This is a genomic window from Sphingomicrobium clamense, assembly GCF_019264355.1.
GTDB classification, from domain to species: Bacteria; Pseudomonadota; Alphaproteobacteria; order Sphingomonadales; family Sphingomonadaceae; genus Sphingomicrobium; species Sphingomicrobium clamense.
This window is the reverse complement of record NZ_JAHVAH010000001.1, coordinates 453,009-473,843: the sequence shown is the minus strand read 5'-3', so window position 1 is coordinate 473,843 and position 20,835 is coordinate 453,009. Positions and strand designations below refer to the sequence as shown.

Annotated in this window: 13 protein-coding genes; 7 read left to right on the top strand and 6 right to left on the bottom strand. The window is 64.9% G+C overall.

The genetic code is table 11. The features are described 5' to 3' along the window. The first annotated feature begins 108 nt into the window (after positions 1-108). Positions 109-2,409, top strand: a complete 2,301-nt coding sequence (locus KTQ36_RS02300) for a CDC48 family AAA ATPase (RefSeq protein WP_218632149.1) — start codon at positions 109-111, stop codon at positions 2,407-2,409. Here the strand turns inward: KTQ36_RS02300 and KTQ36_RS02295 are convergent. Further along, positions 2,406-3,725 carry an MFS transporter gene (locus tag KTQ36_RS02295; protein WP_255554050.1) on the bottom strand — a complete coding sequence of 440 codons (1,320 nt, stop codon included), beginning with the start codon at positions 3,723-3,725 and terminating at the stop codon, positions 2,406-2,408. The genes KTQ36_RS02300 and KTQ36_RS02295 overlap by 4 nt on opposite strands. 40 nt (positions 3,726-3,765) lie before the next feature. Between KTQ36_RS02295 and KTQ36_RS02290 the strand changes: the two genes are divergently transcribed. Beyond that, on the top strand, positions 3,766-4,383 hold the full coding sequence (locus tag KTQ36_RS02290) for a class I SAM-dependent methyltransferase (protein WP_425600723.1): 618 nt from the start codon (positions 3,766-3,768) through the stop codon (positions 4,381-4,383). On the opposite strand, the gene KTQ36_RS02285 is transcribed toward KTQ36_RS02290, so the two are convergent. After that, positions 4,384-5,580 (bottom strand): phospholipase D-like domain-containing protein, encoded by a 1,197-nt coding sequence (locus KTQ36_RS02285; protein WP_218632148.1) that lies wholly within the window; start codon positions 5,578-5,580, stop codon positions 4,384-4,386. A 119-nt stretch (positions 5,581-5,699) separates the two neighbouring features. On the opposite strand from KTQ36_RS02285, the gene rpoZ reads away from it, so the two are divergent. Then, on the top strand, positions 5,700-6,038 hold the full coding sequence (rpoZ, locus tag KTQ36_RS02280) for a DNA-directed RNA polymerase subunit omega (RefSeq protein WP_218632147.1): 339 nt from the start codon (positions 5,700-5,702) through the stop codon (positions 6,036-6,038). 57 nt (positions 6,039-6,095) lie between these two features. On the opposite strand, the gene KTQ36_RS02275 is transcribed toward rpoZ, so the two are convergent. Next, positions 6,096-6,599 (bottom strand): winged helix-turn-helix transcriptional regulator, encoded by a 504-nt coding sequence (locus KTQ36_RS02275; RefSeq protein ID WP_345777651.1) that lies wholly within the window; start codon positions 6,597-6,599, stop codon positions 6,096-6,098. 121 nt (positions 6,600-6,720) lie between these two features. Here KTQ36_RS02275 and KTQ36_RS02270 point away from each other — a divergent pair, with 121 nt between their 5' ends. Next, a complete protein-coding gene (locus tag KTQ36_RS02270; protein ID WP_218632146.1) occupies positions 6,721-7,011 on the top strand; it encodes a CC_3452 family protein in 291 nt (96 codons plus the stop codon). Between the two features lie 72 nt (positions 7,012-7,083). Next, the gene (locus KTQ36_RS02265) at positions 7,084-9,195 is read left to right on the top strand and encodes a RelA/SpoT family protein (RefSeq protein ID WP_218632145.1); all 2,112 of its coding nucleotides are present in this window, start codon (positions 7,084-7,086) and stop codon (positions 9,193-9,195) included. Here KTQ36_RS02265 and KTQ36_RS02260 read toward each other — a convergent pair whose 3' ends face one another. Then, positions 9,196-11,508 (bottom strand): NADP-dependent malic enzyme, encoded by a 2,313-nt coding sequence (locus KTQ36_RS02260; RefSeq protein ID WP_218632144.1) that lies wholly within the window; start codon positions 11,506-11,508, stop codon positions 9,196-9,198. It lies immediately after the preceding gene. A 151-nt stretch (positions 11,509-11,659) separates the two neighbouring features. Between KTQ36_RS02260 and mutS the strand changes: the two genes are divergently transcribed. Further along, positions 11,660-14,221 carry a DNA mismatch repair protein MutS gene (mutS, locus tag KTQ36_RS02255; protein ID WP_218632143.1) on the top strand — a complete coding sequence of 854 codons (2,562 nt, stop codon included), beginning with the start codon at positions 11,660-11,662 and terminating at the stop codon, positions 14,219-14,221. Beyond that, complete coding sequence (locus KTQ36_RS02250; RefSeq protein WP_218632142.1) at positions 14,218-16,932, top strand: [protein-PII] uridylyltransferase; 2,715 nt, start codon at positions 14,218-14,220, stop codon at positions 16,930-16,932. Before mutS ends, KTQ36_RS02250 begins: the two co-directional genes overlap by 4 nt. Positions 16,933-16,983: 51 nt before the next feature. On the opposite strand, the gene KTQ36_RS02245 is transcribed toward KTQ36_RS02250, so the two are convergent. Then, a complete protein-coding gene (locus KTQ36_RS02245) occupies positions 16,984-20,025 on the bottom strand; it encodes a TonB-dependent receptor (RefSeq protein ID WP_255554048.1) in 3,042 nt (1,013 codons plus the stop codon). Between the two features lie 261 nt (positions 20,026-20,286). Further along, complete coding sequence (infC, locus tag KTQ36_RS02240) at positions 20,287-20,805, bottom strand: translation initiation factor IF-3 (RefSeq protein WP_218632141.1); 519 nt, start codon at positions 20,803-20,805, stop codon at positions 20,287-20,289. Positions 20,806-20,835: the final 30 nt, after the last annotated feature.

Here is a 20,835-nt window from a genome sequence, read left to right as displayed (position 1 = left end):
GGCCCTTCTTCTTTACAGCGACGTTTTGCGCCCCATATCGGCTGGGACCTTTCCTGTGGGCCCGCCGTTCATTGTCCGGCATGCCCCCGATAATGAATGAGGAGCCGGATGGCCGACGTCGACACCAAAACCAATCGCGTACAAGTAGCCAGCCTCCCCCCTTCCGATAGCGGACGCGGCATCGCCCGCCTCCCCGACGCACTGATGCAGTCGCTCGCCTTGTCCGAGGGCGATCTTGTCGCGATCACGGGCAAGCGGATGACGCCTGCACGAGCGATCCGGGCGTATAACGAGGATCAGGGCCTCGACATTATCCGTATCGACGGCCTGCTACGCTCCAACGCGGGCGTGGGTGCCGGTGATTTCGTGACCGTCGACAAGGCGACCTCCAAGCCTGCCAAGCGCGTCGTCTTCGCGCCAGCACAAGCCAACGTGCGGCTCGGCGGATCGAGCGAAGCCCTCAAACGCAGCTTTGCGGGCCGCCCCTTGTCGGCCGGCGACCTCATCGCCACCACCGCGCAACAGCGGCTCGATACCGACATGCCCGAACAGTTGCGCCAATTGCTCGGCGGCCCCGCCTTCGCGCTCCAGGAAATCCGCCTCAAGGTGGTCGAGACGCAGCCCGAAGGCATCGTCCATATCGGCCCCGATACCGAAGTGGCGCTTCGCCCCGACCGCGACGCGCCCAAGGAAGCGCGCCGCCGCGACGTCACCTATGACGACTTGGGCGGCATGACCGACACGATCGACGCGCTGCGCGAGATGGTCGAACTGCCGCTGCGCCATCCCGAACTCTTCCAGCGCCTCGGCGTCGATGCGCCCAAGGGCGTGCTGCTCCATGGCCCTCCCGGCACCGGCAAGACCATGCTGGCCAAGGCGGTTGCCAACGAAAGCGACGCCAACTTCTTCCACATCGCCGGCCCCGAAGTGATGGGCAGCGCCTATGGCGAGAGCGAGAAGAAGCTGCGCGAACTGTTCGAACAGGCCTCGAAGGAAGCGCCCTCGATCATCTTCATCGACGAAATCGATTCCATCGCGCCCAAGCGCGACCGCGTCGCCGGCGAGGCCGAAAAGCGCCTCGTCGCGCAATTGCTGACGCTGATGGACGGGCTCGAGCCGCGCCAGAACACGGTGGTCATCGCCGCCACCAACCGGCCGGACGCGATCGATCCCGCGCTACGCCGCCCGGGCCGCTTCGACCGCGAGATCGTGGTCGGCGTACCCGACGAGCGCGGCCGTCGCGAAATCCTCGGCATCCACACGCGGGGCATGCCATTGGGCGACAAGGTCGATCTCGACGAGCTGGCGCGCAAGACCTACGGCATGGTCGGCGCCGACCTCGCTGCCCTGTCGCGCGAAGCCGCGCTCGAGACGGTGCGCCGCCTGATGCCCAAGCTCGATCTTGGCAACGACTCCATCCCCGCCGACGTGCTCGAAAGCCTCGCCGTCACCCGCGAGGACTTTGCCGAAGCCTCCAAGCGCGTGCAGCCCTCGGCGATGCGCGAGGTGATGGTGCAGATGCCGCGTGTCGGGTGGGACGATATTGGCGGCCTCGACGACGCTCGCGACCGACTCAAGGAAGGCATCGAACTCCCGCTACGGCATCCCGACGCCTTCCGCCGTCTCGGTATCCGCCCGGCGAAAGGTTTCCTGCTCTACGGTCCTCCGGGAACGGGCAAGACGCTGCTCGCCAAGGCCGCCGCGCGTGAGAGCGAAGCCAATTTCATCTCGACCAAGTCGTCCGACCTGCTCTCCAAATGGTATGGCGAGAGCGAGCAGCAGATCGCGCGCCTCTTCGCTCGCGCGCGTCAGGTCGCGCCGACCGTCATCTTCATCGACGAACTCGACAGCCTAGTGCCCGCACGTGGCGGAAAGCTGGGCGAACCGGCGGTGACCGAGCGCGTCGTCAACACGATCCTGAGCGAATTGGACGGGCTCGAAGAGCTCAACAATGTCGTGCTGATCGGTGCCACCAACCGGCCCAACCTGATCGACCCCGCCTTGCTCCGCCCAGGGCGTTTCGACGAGCTAATCTATGTCGGCCCGCCCGATGTCGCAGGCCGTCGCCGGATCCTCGCCATCCACACCGAGAAGATGCCGCTTCACAAGGATGTCGACCTTGAACATCTGGCGCGCAATTCGGAGCGTTTCACCGGTGCCGATCTGGAAGATTTGGTCCGTCGCGCCGGGCTCAATGCGCTGCGTCGGGGCGAGAAGGAGCCGATCGTGACCAAGGCGGACTTCGACGAAGCGCTTAAGGAAACACGCGCCAGCGTGACCGAAAAGATGCTCGAAGAATATGCCGAGATCGAAGCCAATCTGAAGTCGGATGCGCTCAAGCCCAAGACCGGCATCGGCTTCATCACGCCCGGCATGCTCGAGGCCGGAGAAGGCGGCAAGCGAGGTTAGAGCCGACCGCGGTAGAGCAGCAATGTCGCGCCCAGCAGTCCTGCGCACAGCAGGAAGGGCGCCGACGGGGCGAAGCCGTAAAGTGCCAGGCCCAAGGTCGGGGCGAACACGAAGGCGAAGCCATTCACCGAGGTCGTCAGCCCCGCCACCGCGCCCTGCTCCGTCAGCGGCACGGCAAGGCTGGCGCCCGCGGTGAAGCCGGGTCGGGTCAATCCGAAGCCAAGGCAGGCGAGCCCGTAGGCGAGCACCAGGCCCATCAGGCTGCCGGCGACCATCACCGCCAGCGTGCCGGCAAGCGCGATCGCCGAGCCGAGCAGCACCAGGGTGCGCGGTCCCCAGCCAAAGCGTGGGATCAGCCCCCATTGCGCCACCAGCGTCGCCGCGGCACCCGCCATCAGGACCAGCCCGACCTGCTGCTCGGCCCCGACCGGGTCGAGAGCCAGCCGGTCGATCGTGTGGAAGCCGACCACCGTCAGCAGCGCCGCCAGGGCGTTATTGGTGATCGCGCCCGACACGATCCAGTCGCGGATGCGCGAATCGCTCCAGCGCAAGGTCGCCTTCCCCTCGCTGGTCGCCGCCCTGACGCTCGCCCCCGTGGGGCTCGCCGCCGGGAAGGCCATGGCGGCGGCCTTGGCTCGGCGAAGGCGGTCCCGGTCATCGGGCAGCTGCAGCCAGACGGCAGCGAAGACCAGCATGCCCGCCAGCGCGAACATGAAAAGCGGGCCGGTGAGGCCGAGGAAGGGCAGGACGAACAATGGCGCCAGCGCCGGGCCGATGACCGTGCCCAACCCGAAGCTGGCGGAGAGGTTGGACAAGGCGGTCGTGCGCGCGCCGCGCCGCGTCTTTGCGGCAAGGTAGGCTTGCGTCCCCGCCGGCGTCGCGCATCCGAAGATGCCGTAGAGCATCCGCACGAGCGCAAAGGCGACCATCGTCACCCCTGCACCCATCACCCCGCGCAGGCCGCCCAGAAGGACGATCCCGCACAACAAGGTGGAGACGACGAAGCCGACCAGGCCCAACAGGATCAGCGTCTTGCGCCCCCGATGATCGGATTGCCGCGCCCAGATCGGCGCGAAGATGACCCACGCCAGTGCCGAGCTGGTAAAGGCGACCCCGATCCACACGTCGGCAATGCCGAGCGAGCGACCGATCGAGGGCATGACAGACTGGAGCGCGGTGTTGCCCGTCGCGGTCACCAACATCGCCGAGAACAGCAGCACGAACTGCCGCGTCGTCAGCGCCGATCCGGCGATCTTCCCAATTGGTTTGCCCATCGCCCAGCCCATGGGCGCGGCAGGCTTTCGGGTCAACGCCATCGGGCTTGCCAGCGGTCCATTTCATTCTAATGCTGTCAACATGACCGAGCCGCTCACCAAGTATGAGGATCGCGCCGCCTCTAGCGGTGCCAATAAGGCGCGTTGGCAATTCCTGCGCGGCTTCCTGAAAAACCCGAAAATGGTGGCGTCGGTCGTGCCGTCCAGCCAACGGCTAATCGATCGCATGCTCGCGCCCGTCGACTGGGATCGTTGCGACCTGTTCGTCGAATATGGGCCCGGGGTCGGCACGTTCACGCGCGAGATCCTCAGGCGGATGAAGCCCGACGCGATGCTCGTCGCGATCGACCCCAATCGGGACTTCATTTCTTTTCTCTCGCGCGACATTCGCGACCCGCGCTTCAAGCCCGTCGAAGGCTCGGCCGCCGACGTCGAGAATATCGTGCGCGACCATGGCTACGACCACGCCGACTATGTCGTGTCCGGCCTGCCCTTCTCGACCCTCCCCGACGGCGTCGGTGACGAGATCGGGGCCGCGACCGGACGCGTCATCCGCGATGGCGGCAGCTTCCTGGTCTACCAGTTCAGCCCCAAGGTCCTCGACTATATCGCTCCGCATTTCGAAGAGATCGAACGCGGTTTCGAATGGGCCAACGTGCCGCCCGCCACCCTCTTCTGGGCAACGCGCAGGCGGGGCTAATCACTCGCCGGTGAGCGGGAAATTGAGGCGACGCGAAACGGTATAATCCATCGACGTCACCAGCCAGCGCGAGATCGCCCATTTGAGTCGCCGCCACCAGCTCGACCGCTCGGCGTGCAGTTCGGGCGTGATCTCCTGGCTGCCGTCCATTTCCGACTGCGCGAACTCGTGCATACGCTCGGCAAAGTCGGCATCCTCGATCCGCAGCATCAGCTCGAGATTGATGTAGAGGCTGCGAAAGTCGAAGTTGGACGAGCCGATATAGACGGCATCGTCGACCACGATCAGCTTCATGTGAAGGCGGCATTTGTCGAATTCGTACATTTTGACGCCGCGCCTCAGCAGCCGCTTGTAGGTGTGGCGCGCTGCAGCGATCGTCGCATTATTGTCCGACTTCGCCGCAGTCAGCACGGCCGCCTCCCCACCACGCGCGGCGACATCCCCGATCCGGCGCAGCATGGCTCGTGACGGAGAGAAATAGGCTGCGACCATCTTCAGCGAACGTGCCGAGCCGATATCCTGGACGATGGCGTTGAGCATCGGGCTAATGCGCGGGCGCGGTCCACCGAAGACCCAGCGAAGTTTGCCCTCCTGCTGCGAGAAATCGACGATAATCTTCTTGAGCGCGGTTGTCGAGCTCTTGCCGTTCTTGGTCCAGTCGTCGAGCGCGTCGAAATAGTTCACGGCATGCTCGACCGTCGGCCCGTCAATTTGCAGCCACAGGTCGCGCCAGCAACCCTCGCGGCCGTCGGTCAGATAGTCCTTCGACAGGTTAGCACCACCGATGATCGCGCGCTGGCCGTCGAAAATGGCCAATTTCTGGTGATTGCGGATGAAATAACGCCGCCCGACATGGGGGTGGAAAACGCAAGTCTCTCCGCCCGCCTCGGTAATGGGATCGAAAAAGTCGTCTGGCGCACCATTGGTCCCGAAATCGTCGAGGATCATGTCGACCCTGACCCCGCGCCCCGCCGCCCGGGCCAGCGCATCGCGAACCTTGGTCCCCTCTTCATCACCTTCGAACAAATAGAATAGGAGCCGGATCCGCTCTTCGGCGGCGTCGATCATCTCGACCATGGTTCCGACGCGTTCCTCGCCGCTAGGGAGGAGGCGCAGGCTGTTACCATCCACCTCTCCCGTGATCGGCGGGTCGGGATTGTCGATCGAGACGCTATTTTCGGTTTCGGACTTGCCCATGTTCAGTGGTCAATGCCGCGAAACGCGCTTTGTTGCACGTGTCGTTTTCATTGACTCCTCGCCCTCCCGTCCCTATCTGCCCAGCACTTCAACGAAATTTCTTTTTTGCGGAGCGAGCAATGGCGCGCGTTACAGTCGAAGATTGCGTCGACAAAGTAGACAACCGGTTCGATCTCGTCCTCCTGTCGGCGCAGCGCGCGCGGCAGATTTCGGGCGGTGCGGACCTCACGATCGATCGCGACCGCGACAAGAACCCGGTCGTTGCCTTGCGCGAAATCGCCGAGACGACGATCAAGCCCAAGCATCTCGAAGAAGCCATCATCACCGGCCTGCAGCGCGTGCAGCTCGACGATGACGACGAGATCGATGAACTGTCGGGCCTGAGCGAATCGGCCGAAGCGCTGCGCCTGACCGCAGCCGCGCCGCCGCGTCCGACGCCGAGCGCGGTCGAGAAGTAAGCTTCTCGATCATCGACACCAAGAAGGCAGCCTCTCGGGGCTGCCTTTTTTGTTGGGCTACAGGTCAATACCCGGCGCTTGGTGGCGGCGCAGCGTCGCCCCCGTGCGGCGGTCGACCCACATCAAATCCTTGAGCGCGAGCTTGCGGCCGTCTTTCGCGTGGAGCGCGATCTGCTGCACCGGCTGGCCCGTCTGCTGGTCGGCCAGCTGGATGTCTGCCGGGCCGTGGCACCAGGTCTCGCCCCATTGGCGCAGCGCGACGACGACGGGGAGCAACGCCTCGCCCTTGTCGGTTAGCGAGTAGACTTTCTTGCGCCGGTCGTCGGGATCGTCCTCGCGAATGAGGATCCCGCCTTCGACCAGCTTGGTCAGACGGTCGGACAGGATGTTGCGCGCAATCCCCAACCCTGCCTGGAACTGTTCGAAATGCTGCAGCCCGTTGAGCGCGCCGCGCAGGATCAGGAACGCCCACTTCTCGCCGATCAGTTCGATCGCCTCCGGCAACGGACAACGCAAGGCGGCCTGTTTGAAGGCCTCGATATCTGGCTGGATTTCACTCACGTAAGGGCCCTCTCCGACAGTCGGGTTTCATTTCTAAACCGACCTGACGCGAAATAATAGTTGCGTTTTGCAACTGGTATGCGCATTGAGTAGTCAATTGCAACTCATCAGGAGTCCGACCATGCGTGCCATCCTTGCCCCCCTCGCCCTCGCTTTCGTCGCCACGCCGGCCATCGCGGCAGCCCCCGCGCTCAACGCCACGCTCGAAGCGCCCTCGGAAGGCCGCGTCATTACCCGCGGCGGTGCCTGGAATTGCGACGGAAACGGCTGCACCCTTCGTTCGGCCGAAAGCCGCCCGATGATCCAGTGCCAACTGCTCGCCAAGGAAGCCGGCGCGCTCGCCAGCTTCGCGGTCGACGGACGCGCGTTCGACGCCGACGACCTCGCCAAGTGCAACAAGAAGGCCCGCTAAGCGCCTCAACCGGGGCGACACCCGCCCTTTTCGCACTTGCAAAAACCCCTCCCCCTCCCCCATTTGGGGAGGGTGCTGAGGCAGTATGAACTTGTCGAGAAGGTCAAGGCCTACGATCCGCATGCGGACGAGGGCCTGATCAATCGCGCCTACGTCTATTCGATGAAGGCGCACGGGGCGCAGGTGCGCGCCTCGGGCGACCCCTATTTCAGCCACCCGATCGAGGTGGCCGGCATCCTCACCGACATGAAGCTGGATGACGAGACGATCGTCACCGCCATCCTGCACGACACGATCGAAGACACGGTCGCCACCCACGAGCAGATCGAGAATCTGTTCGGCGAGAATGTCGCGCGCCTCGTCGACGGCGTAACCAAGCTCTCCAAGGTCGAAGCGATGACCGAGAGCGAGCGCGCCGCCGAAAATCTGCGCAAGTTCCTGCTCGCCTTGTCGGGCGATATCCGCGTCCTGCTGGTGAAGCTGGCAGACCGGCTCCACAACATGCGCACGCTCCACCACATCCCCAAGGTCGAGAAACGCCAGCGCATCGCGCGCGAGACGATGGACATTTACGCCCCGCTCGCCGAGCGAATCGGGATGTATGAGATGATGAAGGAGATGCAGACGCTCGCCTTCCAGCAGCTCGAACCCGAAGCCTACGCCTCGATCCTGCGCCGCCTCGACCAGTTGAAGGCGCAAGGCGGCGACCTCGTCAATCGCATCGGGCTGGGATTGGAACTCCATCTCGCCGACAACGGGCTCCAGGCCGAGGTGACCGGGCGCGAGAAGCATCCCTATTCGATCTGGAAGAAGATGGCCGAGCGGCACATCAGCTTCGAGCAGCTATCCGACGTGATGGCGTTCCGCGTGATCGTCGACAAGGAAGAGGACGTCTATCGCGCCCTCGGCCTGATCCACGCGCGCTGGCCGATGGTGCCCGGGCGCTTCAAGGACTTCATCTCGACCCCGAAGCGCAACGGCTATCGCTCGATCCACACGTCGGTCATCCACGACAGCAACATGCGGATCGAGATCCAGCTGCGCACCCGCCAGATGCACGAGCAGGCCGAGCGGGGCCTCGCCGCGCACTGGGCCTATAAGGAAGGCAAGCCCGCGGCCGACATCCAGGTGCCGTGGATCACCGACCTCGTCGAGATCCTCGACCATGCCTCGAGCCCCGAAGAGCTGCTCGAACATACGCGCATGGCGATGTACCAGGACCGCATCTTCGCCTTCACGCCCAAGGGCGAGCTGATCCAGCTGCCCAAGGGCGCGACTCCGGTCGACTTCGCCTATGCCGTCCACACCGACCTGGGCGACCAGACGGTGGGCGCGAAGGTCAACGGGCGCGTGGTCCCGCTACGCACGATCCTCGACAATGGCGACCAGGTCGAAATCCTCGCCTCCGAAGCCCAGCATCCCCAGCCGTCATGGCTCCGCTTTGTCGCTACCGGCAAGGCGCGCGCGGCGGTCCGCCGCTTCGTGCGCCACAAGGAACGCGACGAGACGATCGAGCTGGGCCGCAAGATTTTCGAAGAGATTGTCGAGCGCATCCCGGGGCGCAAGCCGCGCACACCCGCCAAGAAGGCGATCAAGGCGCTGAAGCTCGAGGACGAAGAGGCGCTAATGATCGCGATCGCGCGCAAGCGCCTATCCGACGAAGCCGTGATGGAAGCGGTGTCGCCCGGCTCGTCGGTCGACACCAAGAAGAAGCGCGGGCGCAAGAAGGCGGGCAAGCCCTCCGCGCAGCGCAGCGCCATCTCGATCAAGGGCCTGACGCCTGGGGTCGCGTTCGACCTCGCCGAATGCTGCCACCCGATCCCGGGCGACCGCATCGTCGGCGTACGGCGCGAGGACGAGGGCATCGAGGTTCACGTCATCGGCTGCGACAACCTTGCCAACGGCGTCGATGCCGACTGGCTCGATGTGTCATGGGGCGACGAGAATGACGGCGGCACCGCCCGCCTGGCGGTCATCCTGCGCGACGTCGCGGGCGCGCTTGGCGAAATGGCGGGAATTTTCGGGTCCAAGGACGCGAACATCATCAACCTGCAGCAGGTGCACCGCGACGGCAGTTTCCACACCTTCCACGTCGACGTGGAACTGCACGACCTTGCCCACCTCCACGCCATGGTCGCCGCGCTGCGCGCCAGCGACGTGGTCAGCCAGGCAGAGCGTATCTAATTATCCGACCTGGTCGCGCGCGGCCATCGCGATGGCGCTCGACGGGCTTCGACGCAGCGCATCCGCGCCGCCCGCCGCCAGCACCGCAAGCGTGACGAGGTCGCTCGACGTCGCGGTCATCGGCGCGATCTGCACCGGAAGGCTCATGCCTAGGAGGTAGGGCCCCAGCACGCTTTCGCCGCCCAGCGCCTTCATCAGCTTGGACGAGATGTTCGCCGACTGCAGGCCCGGCATGATCAGGATGTTGGCAGGCCCCGAAAGACGGCTGAACGGATAATATTTGCGCTGCGCCTCGTGATTGAGCGCGACATCCGGCCCCATCTCGCCTTCATACTCGAAGTCGGTGGTCATCCGGTCGAGCAGCTTCACCGCGTCGCGCAGCGGCTCGATATGGACGCCGGGCGGGTTGCCGAAGGTCGTGTAGGACACGAAGGCGACACGCGGCTCCTGCCCCATGCGCCGCGCGAAGGCGGCAGAGCGCACCGCGATCGCGGCCAGCTGTTCGGCGGTCGGGCGTTCGGTCACCGACGTATCGGCGATCATCACCGTCTTATGCTGTCCTACGACCACCGAAATGCCGAACGGCTCGGCGCCGCTTTCGTCGTCGATGACCGTGCGCACCTGCGCGAGGCTCTGGCTGAACGGTCGCGTCGTACCCGTGATCATCGCATCGCCTTCGCCCAGCGCGAGCATCGCGGCAGTGAAGTAATTGCGATCCTGATTGACCATCCGCTCGACCTGGCGCCGCAGCATGCCGCCGCGCTGGTGCTTCTCGTAGATGAAATCGACCGCCTTCTTGACCATGGGCGAGTTGCGCGAATTGAGGACCTCGTAATCCTTGGGATTCTCGACCCCGAGCGCGGCGAGCTTGTCGTACGTCCCTTCGCGGCCGACCAGCACCGGAATGCCGTAGCCGCCCTCCTTGAACGCGATCGCAGCGCGCAGGACATTGTCCTCTTCGCCCTCGGCGAACAGCACGCGCTTGGGATTCTGCTTGGCAGCTTCGTAGGCCAGGCTGAGCGTCGATGCGGTCGGATTGAGGCGACCGGCAAGCTGCTTGCGATAGGCCTCCATGTCGACGATCGGCTTCTGCGCGACGCCGGTATCGGCCGCCGCCTTCGCCACCGCCGCGGGGACGACCTCGATCAGGCGCGGGTCGAACGGTGCCGGGATGATATAGTCGGGGCCGAAACTCTTGGTCTCGCCATAGGCGGCCGAGACTTCCTCGGGCACCGCCTCGCGCGCCAATTCGGCCAGCGCCCGCGCGGCCGCGATCTTCATCTCGTCATTGACCGCCGTCGCGCGCACGTCGAGCGCGCCGCGGAAGATGAAGGGAAAGCCCAAGACGTTGTTGACCTGGTTGGGATAGTCCGAGCGCCCCGTGGCGATGATCGCGTCGGGGCAGGCCTTCTTCGCCTCGGGCGGCGAGATTTCGGGGTCGGGGTTGGCCATCGCGAAGATGATCGGCTGCTTGGCCATGTTCTTGACCATTTCGCCCGTTACGACGTTCGCGACCGACAGGCCGAGGAATACGTCCGCGCCCTTGAGCGCATCGGTCAGCGTGCGGTCGTCGGTCTCGATCGCCTGCGCGCTTTTCCACTGGTCGAGATCGTCGCGGCCCTTATGGATCACGCCCTTGCTGTCGCACATCGTGACGTTCTCGGGGCTGACCCCCATACACTTGATGAGTTCCGAGCAGCTGATCGCCGCCGCGCCCGCGCCATTCACGACCACCTTCATCTCACCCAGCTTGCGGCCCGTGAGGTGCGCGGCGTTGATGAGGCCGGCAGCGGTGATGATCGCAGTCCCGTGCTGGTCGTCATGGAAGACCGGGATATTCATCCGCTCCTTAAGCGCCTGTTCGATGATGAAGCAGTCCGGCGCGCCGATATCCTCGAGGTTGATGCCTCCGAAGCTCGGACCCATCAGCGCGACCGCGTCGATGAACTTGTCGCAATCCTCGGTGTCGAGTTCGAGGTCGATGGAATCGATGTCGGCGAAGCGCTTGAAGAGGACCGACTTGCCTTCCATCACCGGCTTCGAGGCGAGCGCACCGAGATTGCCGAGCCCGAGGATCGCCGTCCCGTTCGAAATGACGGCGACGAGGTTACCCTTGGCGGTCAGTTCGTAGGCACGGCCCGGATCCTCGGCGATTGCCTTGACCGGCACCGCGACGCCTGGCGAGTAGGCCAGCGCCAGGTCGCGCTGCGTCGCCATCGGCTTGGAGGCGATGATCTCGATCTTGCCTGGGCGGCCGCGCGCGTGGAAATCGATCGCCTCGGCCTCGGAAAACTTGACGTTACTCTCGCTCATATGTCGCTCTTTCCTCTCGAGGGGTGCGCATAGGGGAAGCGAAGGGGCAGAGTCACGCCAAAAGCTCTGTTCGGCCTGTGGCGCGGGGGCGCGTTAGGGGCTAGTCTCGAACGCGAACATGGCACGCGATGATTCTCCCAAAAGGACGCCGATGATGGCGCAATATGAAACGCTCAAGGCGGAGGCCGGAGACGCTTTGCTCTTCTATCGCATGGGCGACTTTTTCGAGCTGTTCTTCGACGATGCCAAGGTCGCCGCCTCCTGCCTCGACATCGCGCTGACCAAGCGTGGCAAGGAGAAGGGGCAGGACGTGCCGATGTGCGGCGTACCGGTCCATGCCGCCGAGAGCTATCTCGCCAAGCTCATCCGGAACGGCCACCGCGTCGCCATCGCCGAACAGGTCGAAACGCCGGCCGAGGCCAAGGCGCGCGGCGGGTCGAAAGCGCTGGTGAAACGCGCGATCATCCGTCTCGTCACCCCGGGCACGCTGACCGAGGAAAGCCTGCTCGAGGCGGGCAGCGCCAACTGGCTGGCTGCGGTTGGCAAGGCGGGCGAGGACTATGCCATCGCCGCCGCCGACATCTCGACCGGACGCTTCGAGCTGGTCGCGTGTGGTCCGGGTGACCTCACCGCCGAGCTGGCACGGCTCGACGCCGCCGAAGTCATCGCCGAGGACAAGGTGCCGGGCGTCGCCACGGGGCGCGGCCAGGGCGGCTTCGACAGCGTTGAGGGCGAGCGAGCGCTCAAGTCGCGCTTCGGCGTCAAGACGCTCGACGGGTTCGGATCGCCCAGCCGTGCCGAACTGGCCGCGGCGGGCGGGCTGCTCACCTATCTCGACGCGACGCAGAAAGAGGCCGCCAGCTTCCTCGCCGCCCCGCGCCGCATCGAACGCGCGCGGCGCATGGCCATCGACCCTGCCAGCCGGGAGAGCCTCGAATTGACGCGCTCGGCGCAGGGCGGGATCAAAGGCAGCCTGCTCCACTGCATCGACCGCTGCACCACGCCGGGCGGCCGCCGGTTACTGGCCGACGACCTCGCCGCGCCGCTCACCGACCGCGCGCAGATCGAGGCGCGCCTCGCATTGGTCCAGCATTTCGCCGAGGACCAGCTGGTGCGCGAAGATGCCCGAAGTCGTCTGAAAGCGATGCCCGACATCGCGCGCGCGCTGGGGCGCATCGTTGCGGGACGCCACGGACCTCGGGATCTCGCGCAGCTGCGCGATGGGCTTAAGGCGGCCGACGAACTGGCGTGCAAGTTGGGCGAAGGCGAAAGGCTCCCCGACCTGCTCGCCAGCCTTTTGCCCGACTGCGGTGGCCATGACAGCCTGATCGACCTGTTCGCGCGCGCGCTGGTCGAAAGCCCGCCACTCGATGCTGCTAAGGGCGGCGCCATCGCGGAAGGTTTCGATGCCGAGCTCGACGAATTGCGCGCTGCGGCGGCGGGCGGGCGCAAGGCTATTGCCGGTCTGGAGGCGAAATATCGCGAGCAGACCGGCATCGCCGCGCTCAAGATCCGGCACAACAATGTTCTGGGCTATCATATTGAGGTCCCGGCCAAGCACGCGCCCAAACTGATGGAGGAAGATTCGGGCTTTACCCATCGCCAGACCATGGCGAGCGCGGTGCGGTTCAACTCGCCCGATCTTCACGAGGAGGCACGCCGCCTGACGGAAGCGGGCGGCGAGGCGCTGGCGAGCGAACAGCGCCACTTAGCCGCACTGACCGACACCGCCGTTGCTGCCGCACCGCGCATCGCCCGCACTGCCGACGCCATCGCCCGTATCGACGTCGCCGCCAGCCATGCCGCGCGCGCGATCGAAGGCGGCTGGACCCTCCCCGCGCTCGAGGACCAGCCCTGTCTCGAGATTGAGGGTGGCCGCCATCCGGTGGTCGAGGCGGCGCTCGAGGCGGAGGGTGAACGCTTCGTCGCCAACGATTGCGCGCTAGGGCCGCAAGACCGGCTGTGGCTCATCACCGGCCCCAACATGGGCGGCAAGTCGACCTTCCTGCGCCAGGTCGCGCTGATCAGCCTGCTCGCCCAATGCGGAAGCTACGTACCGGCCGCGAAGGCGCGCATCGGCATCGTCGACCGGCTGTTCAGCCGCGTCGGAGCATCCGACAATCTTGCGCGTGGCCGCTCGACCTTCATGGTCGAAATGGTGGAGACGGCGGCCATCCTGGCGCAGGCCACGAAGAACAGCCTAGTCATCCTCGACGAGATCGGGCGCGGCACGTCGACTTATGACGGGCTCGCCATTGCCTGGGGCGTGACCGAGGCGATGCATGACGACATTCAGGCGCGGACGCTTTTCGCGACCCACTATCACGAGCTCACCCGCCTCGCCGAACGGCTCGATGCCTTGTCGCTCCATCACGTCCGCGCCCGCGAATATAAGGGCGACCTCGTCCTGCTCCACGAAGTCGCAGACGGCGCTGCGGACCGCAGTTACGGTATCGCGGTCGCCAAGCTGGCCGGCCTGCCCCCCAAACTCCTGTCACGCGCCAAGGCAGTGCTCGAGAAATTGGAGGAAGGCCGCTCGCAAACCGGCGGGATCGCTGCGGGGCTCGACGCCTTGCCCTTGTTCGCGGCGGCACCCGAGCAGCCCGAGGCCGACCCGCTTGCCGAGGCCATCGACGAGCTCGATCCCGACAGCCTGACCCCGCGCGAGGCGCTCGACGCACTCTACCGCCTGAAAGCGCTGGCACGCGAATGAAGCCGCTACGGCTCCCCTTGGTCGACGATCGCCGCGACATCATCGATCGGCGCGCGATCAGCGACCGGATCAAGGCGCTGGCAGACGAGCAGCTCCGCGACAAGGCGGTCGCGATCCTGGCCGACGCGCTCGACCATGGTCGGGACGAGATTGCGAAACGCCTGACCGATGAACCGGGGCGCGGACGCGTGCACGCCGCCTCCTATGCTTTTCTCGCGGACCAGCTGGTGCGGCTCGCGTGGGATATTGCAGCGCGCCGACTGGTCGACGGACGCGCCGAAGGCGATCGCGTCGCCATTGCCGGCGTCGGCGGCACGGGACGCGGAGAGATGGCGCCTTATAGCGACCTCGACCTGTTGCTGCTGGTCCCCGACCATCGGTCGCCCTGGGTCGACCGCGCGATCGAGGCGTTCCTGTACATCCTCTGGGACCTGCAGCTGAAGGTCGGCCATGCCGTGCGCACGCCATCCGAGCTGGTCACGCTTTCGCGCGACGACATGGCGATCCGCACTGCCACGCTCGAATCACGATACCTCTGGGGCGACGAGGCGCTGTTCGACAGCACCCGCGCACGCTTCCAGGCCGAGGTGGTCGAGGGCAGCGCGGCAGACTTCGTGACCGCCAAGATGAAGGAACGCGACGAACGACACGAGCGAATGGGCGACAGCCGCTATCTCGTCGAACCCAACGTCAAGGACGGGAAGGGGGGCCTGCGCGACCTCCACACGCTCTACTGGATCGGCAAATATCTGTTCGGCGTCGACCACCCTTCGGACCTGGTCGAGAAAGGCCTGTTCGACGCGCGAGAATTTCGCCGCTTCGAGCGTGCCGAGCGCTTTCTATGGTCGGTGCGCTGCCACCTCCACCTCGCTGCGGGGCGCGCCGAAGAGCGGCTGGGCTTCGACCATCAGAAGACCATCGCCGAAGCCATGAATTACTCCGACCGCCCCGGAAAATCGGCGGTCGAGCGGTTCATGCAATTTTACTTCCTCAACGCCAAGGCGGTCGGCGACCTGACCGGCGTCTTTCTTGCCCAGCTCGACGAGCAGTTGGGCAAGCGCGGACGCCGCTTCGCCTTCCCTACCCTCAAACGTCGCCGCAGCCATCTCGACGGTTTCGCGCTCGATCGGGGCCGCCTCACCGTCCCACGCGACAATTGGTTCCGCAAAGACCCGGTGCGCCTGATAGAGATGTTCCGGGTCGCTCAGCGCGAGGGGCTCGAAATCCATCCGGACGCAATGCGCGCCGCTGCGCGCGAGGCGAGGCTGGTGGACGATGTCCGCGACGATCCGCGCGCCAATGCGCTATTCCTCGATATCCTGACCGGTAAGGACAGCACCGATACCGTCCTGCGCTGGATGAACGAAGCGGGCGTGTTCGGGCGCTTCGTCCCCGACTTCGGACGCGTTGTCGCGCAGATGCAATTCGACATGTACCACCACTATACGGTCGACGAGCATACCATCCGGGCCATCGGCCTGACCGCTGCGATCGACCGTGGCGAGCTGGTCGAGGACCATCCGTTGGCCAGCGCGCTAATCAAACAGATCGCCAACCCGCGCACGCTCTACGTTGCGGTCCTGCTCCACGACATCGCCAAGGGTCGCGGCGGCGATCATAGCGAGCTGGGCGCCGAGATCGCACGCGAACTGGGCCCGCGCTTCGGGCTGGAACCGCACGAGACCGAGACGGTCGCCTGGCTGGTCCTCAACCACCTCCTGATGAGCTTCACCGCGCAGAAGCGCGACATCGCCGACCCGACCACAATCGAGGATTTCGTCACTAGGGTGCAGAGCGCGGAGCGCCTGCGCCTGCTGCTGATTCTCACTGTCGTCGACATTCGCGCGGTCGGGCCGGGCACGTGGACCGACTGGAAGCGCCGCTTGCTGCGCACGCTCTACGAGGCGGCCGAGGAACGGTTACGGCTCGGACACAAGCAGCATGGCCGATCCGAGTTGGTATCGGCGCGCAAAGACCGTCTCGCTGGCGTATTGGGTTGGCCTGCGAAGACCATCGCCGCACACGGTCGCCGCCTGCCCGACAGCTATTGGCTCGCCGAACCGCTCGACTGGCAGCAGGCCAACGCGCTCCAGGTCGCGCAGGCCGAGGCCAAGATCGGTGACGGCGGCCCCGACATTGTCATCGCCCCTGACGCCGATAGCGGCGCAAGCCGCGTCACCGTCTTCGCCGACGATCGCCCCGGCCTGTTCTACCGGATCTGTGCGGGTCTGAGCGAAGCGGGCGCCAACATCATCGACGCGCGCATCCACACCACCCGTGACGGGAAGGCGCTCGACAACCTGCTCATCACCGATGCGCAGGGCCGCGCCTATGGCGACGCGCGCCGTCGCAAGCGTCTGGAGAAAGCGATCGTCGAAGCGCTCCACAGCGAGGCCCCTGCGCCACCCAGCTATGATCCGCTAAGCGCGCGTGCCGAAGCCTTCGACGTCGCCCCCTCAGTGCTGGTCAGCCAGACGGCGTCGAGCCGCATGACCGTCGTCGAGGTCAATGCGCGTGATCGCGCCGGCCTGCTCGCGCGCCTGTCGCACGCCATCTTCGCGAGCGAGGCGGTAGTGCATAGCGCGCACGTGGCGACATGGGGCGAGCGCGCGGTCGACACATTCTACCTGACCGACGACCATGGGCGGAAGCTGTCGGCCGAGCGAGTCGAGACGCTCAAGGCTGCGCTCGAAGCCGCCATCTCCGCATAGAAAAAGGGGCGCCCGAAGACGCCCCTTCCCCTGTTGAACTGGCCCTCGGCCTTAGCCGCGCTCGGGTTCGGGCGGCGGCGGCGGCGGAGGCGGCGGCGGCGGCGGGCACTCGTCGGTCGCCAGAATCACCGAGCCGTCGGGGCAGGTAATCGTCGCAGGCGGCGGCGGGGGCGGCGGTGCCGGCGGCTCGGGCGGAGCGACGTAGGGCTCCGGCGCATCGCTGCCGAGACCGACCTTCGCGCGCAGCGTCAGGCCGTAAGTGCGCGGTTCGCCGAGGAACGCACCGAACAGCTGGTTGGCCACGGGGTAGAGACCCTCGTCAACACCGCGTGCCGTGTTGGTTGCGGGCGAGCCGTTGAGCCCCTGGAGCGGCGCGTCGAACGCAACCTGCACATACTTCTCGTTGAAGAGGTTCTGGCCCCACAGTTCGACCGCCCAGGCATTGTTCGGTCCGCGGATGCCGACACGACCGTTAAAGACCTGAAAGCTATCCTGGATCTTCTCGATGTCGAGGTCCGACCCCGTGTTGAACGAGCTCATATGACGACCGTCGATATAGACGAGGCCCGACAGGTCGGTATTACCGATCGGCGGGGTCCAGGCCAGCGAGCCGGTCAGCGACAGCGCGTTCGAGTTCGAGATGCGACGTCCCGGAAGCTGGAAAAGCTGCGGCGAGAGCGCGATGCCTTCCGAACCCACCAGATTGTCGCGATACTTGGTTTCGGCATAAGTGCCGCCGAAGTTGAACTGAACATTGTCGATGGGGCGCGCGAACAGTTCGAATTCGACACCGCGCGAGCGGACACCGCCACGCACATTGTCGCTCGAGCAGCTGCCCGTGCCGATCAGGCCGTCACGGTCGGCTCCACCAAGGTCTTCCGAACAGCTGTTGATGTTCGCGACCTCGAAGGCGACGCCGTTGAACTGGTTCAGCTGGAAGTCTTCGAACGTCTGGTGGAAGAAGGCGACGTTCACGTCGAGCCCACGACCGTCATACTTAAAGCCGAGTTCGAACGCGTTGTTGATTTCCGGATCGAACTTCAGCGCGTCGAGATTGCCCTGCGGCAGGATCGCGCCATTGCCGTTCGACCGCAGCAGCGGCGTCCGGTCGAGGTTGAAACCACCCGCCTTGTAGCCACGTGAGTAGCTCGCATAGGCGAGGATGTCGTCGGTCGCTTCGAAGCTGACGACTGCCGTACCCGAAAACTCGTTTTCGGTCTTGCTGTCGCTGCCCGTGAAGTTGCCGCCCGGCGTCGCCGCGACCACGCACGGGAGCGTCTGGAGGCTCGGCGCAGCAACCGAGAAGAAGCTGCACAGGCTGTTATTGTCGTTGAGATCGACGTCCAGCGTCTTCTTTTCGCGCGTGTAACGCAGACCCACGGTCAGATCGAGACGATCGGTGATCTCGAAGATATTGTGGGTGAAGATGGCGAAGTTGGTCGACTGCTGGTCGTACGTGTCGTCGGTGAACACGCCGTTGAGCGTAAGCGGACCGCCGCCATTGGCCAACGCGATGTTGGTGTAGCCGCTGTTGGTGAACGGCGCGCCCGAGAAGTCGGCCGGAACGATCGCAGACGGGCCGAGGCGCGCGAATGCGGACAGGGCACCGACGATTTCACCAAGCGCTGCCGCTGTCGCGAAATCGCCACCACCGATGGCCGCGGCGATCTGCGCTTCGAGCGCCGCGCGAACGCCGCCCGCAACTGCCGTGTTGAAGCAGGTCGGGTTGGCAGGATCGACGATTGCACCCGGCACGGCCGGGTCAAGCGAGAAGTTCACCGCCGTCAGGCAGTTGGCGTAGTTGCTGTAATCGTCGCCGACCGTCAGATTGTCCTGGACAACCAGATTCTCGCTGGCGAAATAACCACCGACGAGCCAGTCGAGACGACCGTTCATCGCTTCACCCTGGAGACGCAGCTCCTGGCTGAAGGTCTTGAAGGTGTTCGACGCGCTGCCGTCGTCATCGCGATACAGGATGTCGAGCGAGTTGTAGTCAGCGTCCTGGCCACGGATATATTCGTTGTAACGATAGCCCGTGATGGACGTCAGTTCGGCGCCGCCAAAGTCGTAGACGACTTCACCCGAAACTCCCCAGTCGGTCACGTCCGACCGATAGGAACGGCCCGGCGTGACTTCTGTCGTGTAGGCGAACGTGTCGTCGTAGATCGTCGCGCCAAGGCCTTCGAGCAGGTTCTTGAAGGTCGAGGGGCCCGATCCGGCCATCGTATAGTCGCGCGCGGGCAGGTAGCTCGCGGCGCAGCATTCTTCGTTGCGCTTGGCATAGTCCGCGATGAAGCGGACCTCGACGTCGCTGCTCGGCTCCCAGAGGAGCTGACCGCGCATCAGGTAACGATCGCGATCGTTGATGTCGCGGCCCGAAATGGCGTCGCGGAAGAAGCCGTCGCGAACGAGGTAGATGCCGTCGACGCGCCCGGCGAGCGTGTCCGACAGCGGGCCGGTCAGCGAGAGTTCGCCGCGGCGATGATTATAGTTGCCGACTTCAAGCGAGCCCGCGATTTCGGGATCCCAGCTCGGCTTGGCCGTGATGACCGAGATCAGGCCGGCCGACGTGTTGCGACCGAACAGCGTGCCCTGCGGCCCGCGCAGCACTTCGATGCGGTCGATCTGTCCGAGTTCGGTCAGGCCGGTACCCGTACGGCTGCGATAGACGCCGTCGATAAAGACGCCGACCGAGCTTTCGAGGCCGGGGTTGTCACCGACCGTGCCGATGCCGCGGATACGGGCGACACCGCCCGATGCTTCGGAAGAGGTCGAGGAGACGAGCAGCGAGGGGCTGACCTGGGTCAGCTGGCGGATGTCGCTGGCGCCCGAATTCTGGAGGATTTCCGCGGTCACCGCCGACACGGCGAGCGGAACGTCCGACAGTGCTGCGTTACGGCGCGTCGCCGTGATGACGATGTCACTCGTGTCCTGGAACGATTCCGTTTCGGCCGTACTGTCGTCGACGGCTGCCCCTTCGGTCGCGCTCTGCGCGGTTTCCGCAGCGCCCCCGTCCGTGTCCGTTTCCTGGGCAAATGCGGGTGCCGAAAGCACCATGAAGCTTGCCGACATCATCAATGCGGACTTGCGCATCACTGTCTCCCCTGAATGCAAAAATGCGAAATTGCTGCCCTCCGCCTTAGGCGAGCGATACGGCGTTGCAAAGAAAAAGCAGTGCTGACTCCAGTGTAAATTCCAGTCTTGTGCGGCACTTCGGCAACATCATGCGCTGCACAATACTTTTGCATTGCACAATAAGTCTTTAGTCAAAACTGATCTGTGCTGTGTGCAAAGTAAAACGCCCGCCGGGACTAGCCGGGCGGGCGTTCAACGTTAGCGAGGACTTGCAGTCGCTTATTTGGGTGCGACCACCATCAGCATCTGCCGGCCTTCCATGCGCGGACGCTGCTCGACCTTTGCGATCTCGGCCGTATCTTCCTCCACCCGATTGAGCACGGCCATGCCCAGCTGGTTGTGCGCCATTTCGCGACCGCGGAAGCGGATGGTGAGTTTGACCTTGTCGCCCTTCTCGATGAACTCGACGACCTTCTTCATCTTCACCTGATAATCGTGATCGTCGATATTGGGACGCATCTTGATCTCTTTGATCTCCTGCGTCTTCTGGGCCTTGCGCTTGGCATTCGCCTTCTTCTGCGCTTCGTATTTGTGACGGCCGATATCGAGGAATTTGGCGACGGGCGGGTCGGCGTTGGGGGAAATTTCGACGAGATTGAGACCGATATCGTTGGCCTGCTCCATCGCTTCGCGGGTGAACATCACGCCGAGATTGTCGCCATTTTCATCGATCACCCGCACCTTCTGTGCCTGGATGAACTTGTCGTAGCGGGGGCCTTGGAGCGGCGGGGGCGACATGGGGCGTCGCGTGCGGGGCGGTCTTATCGT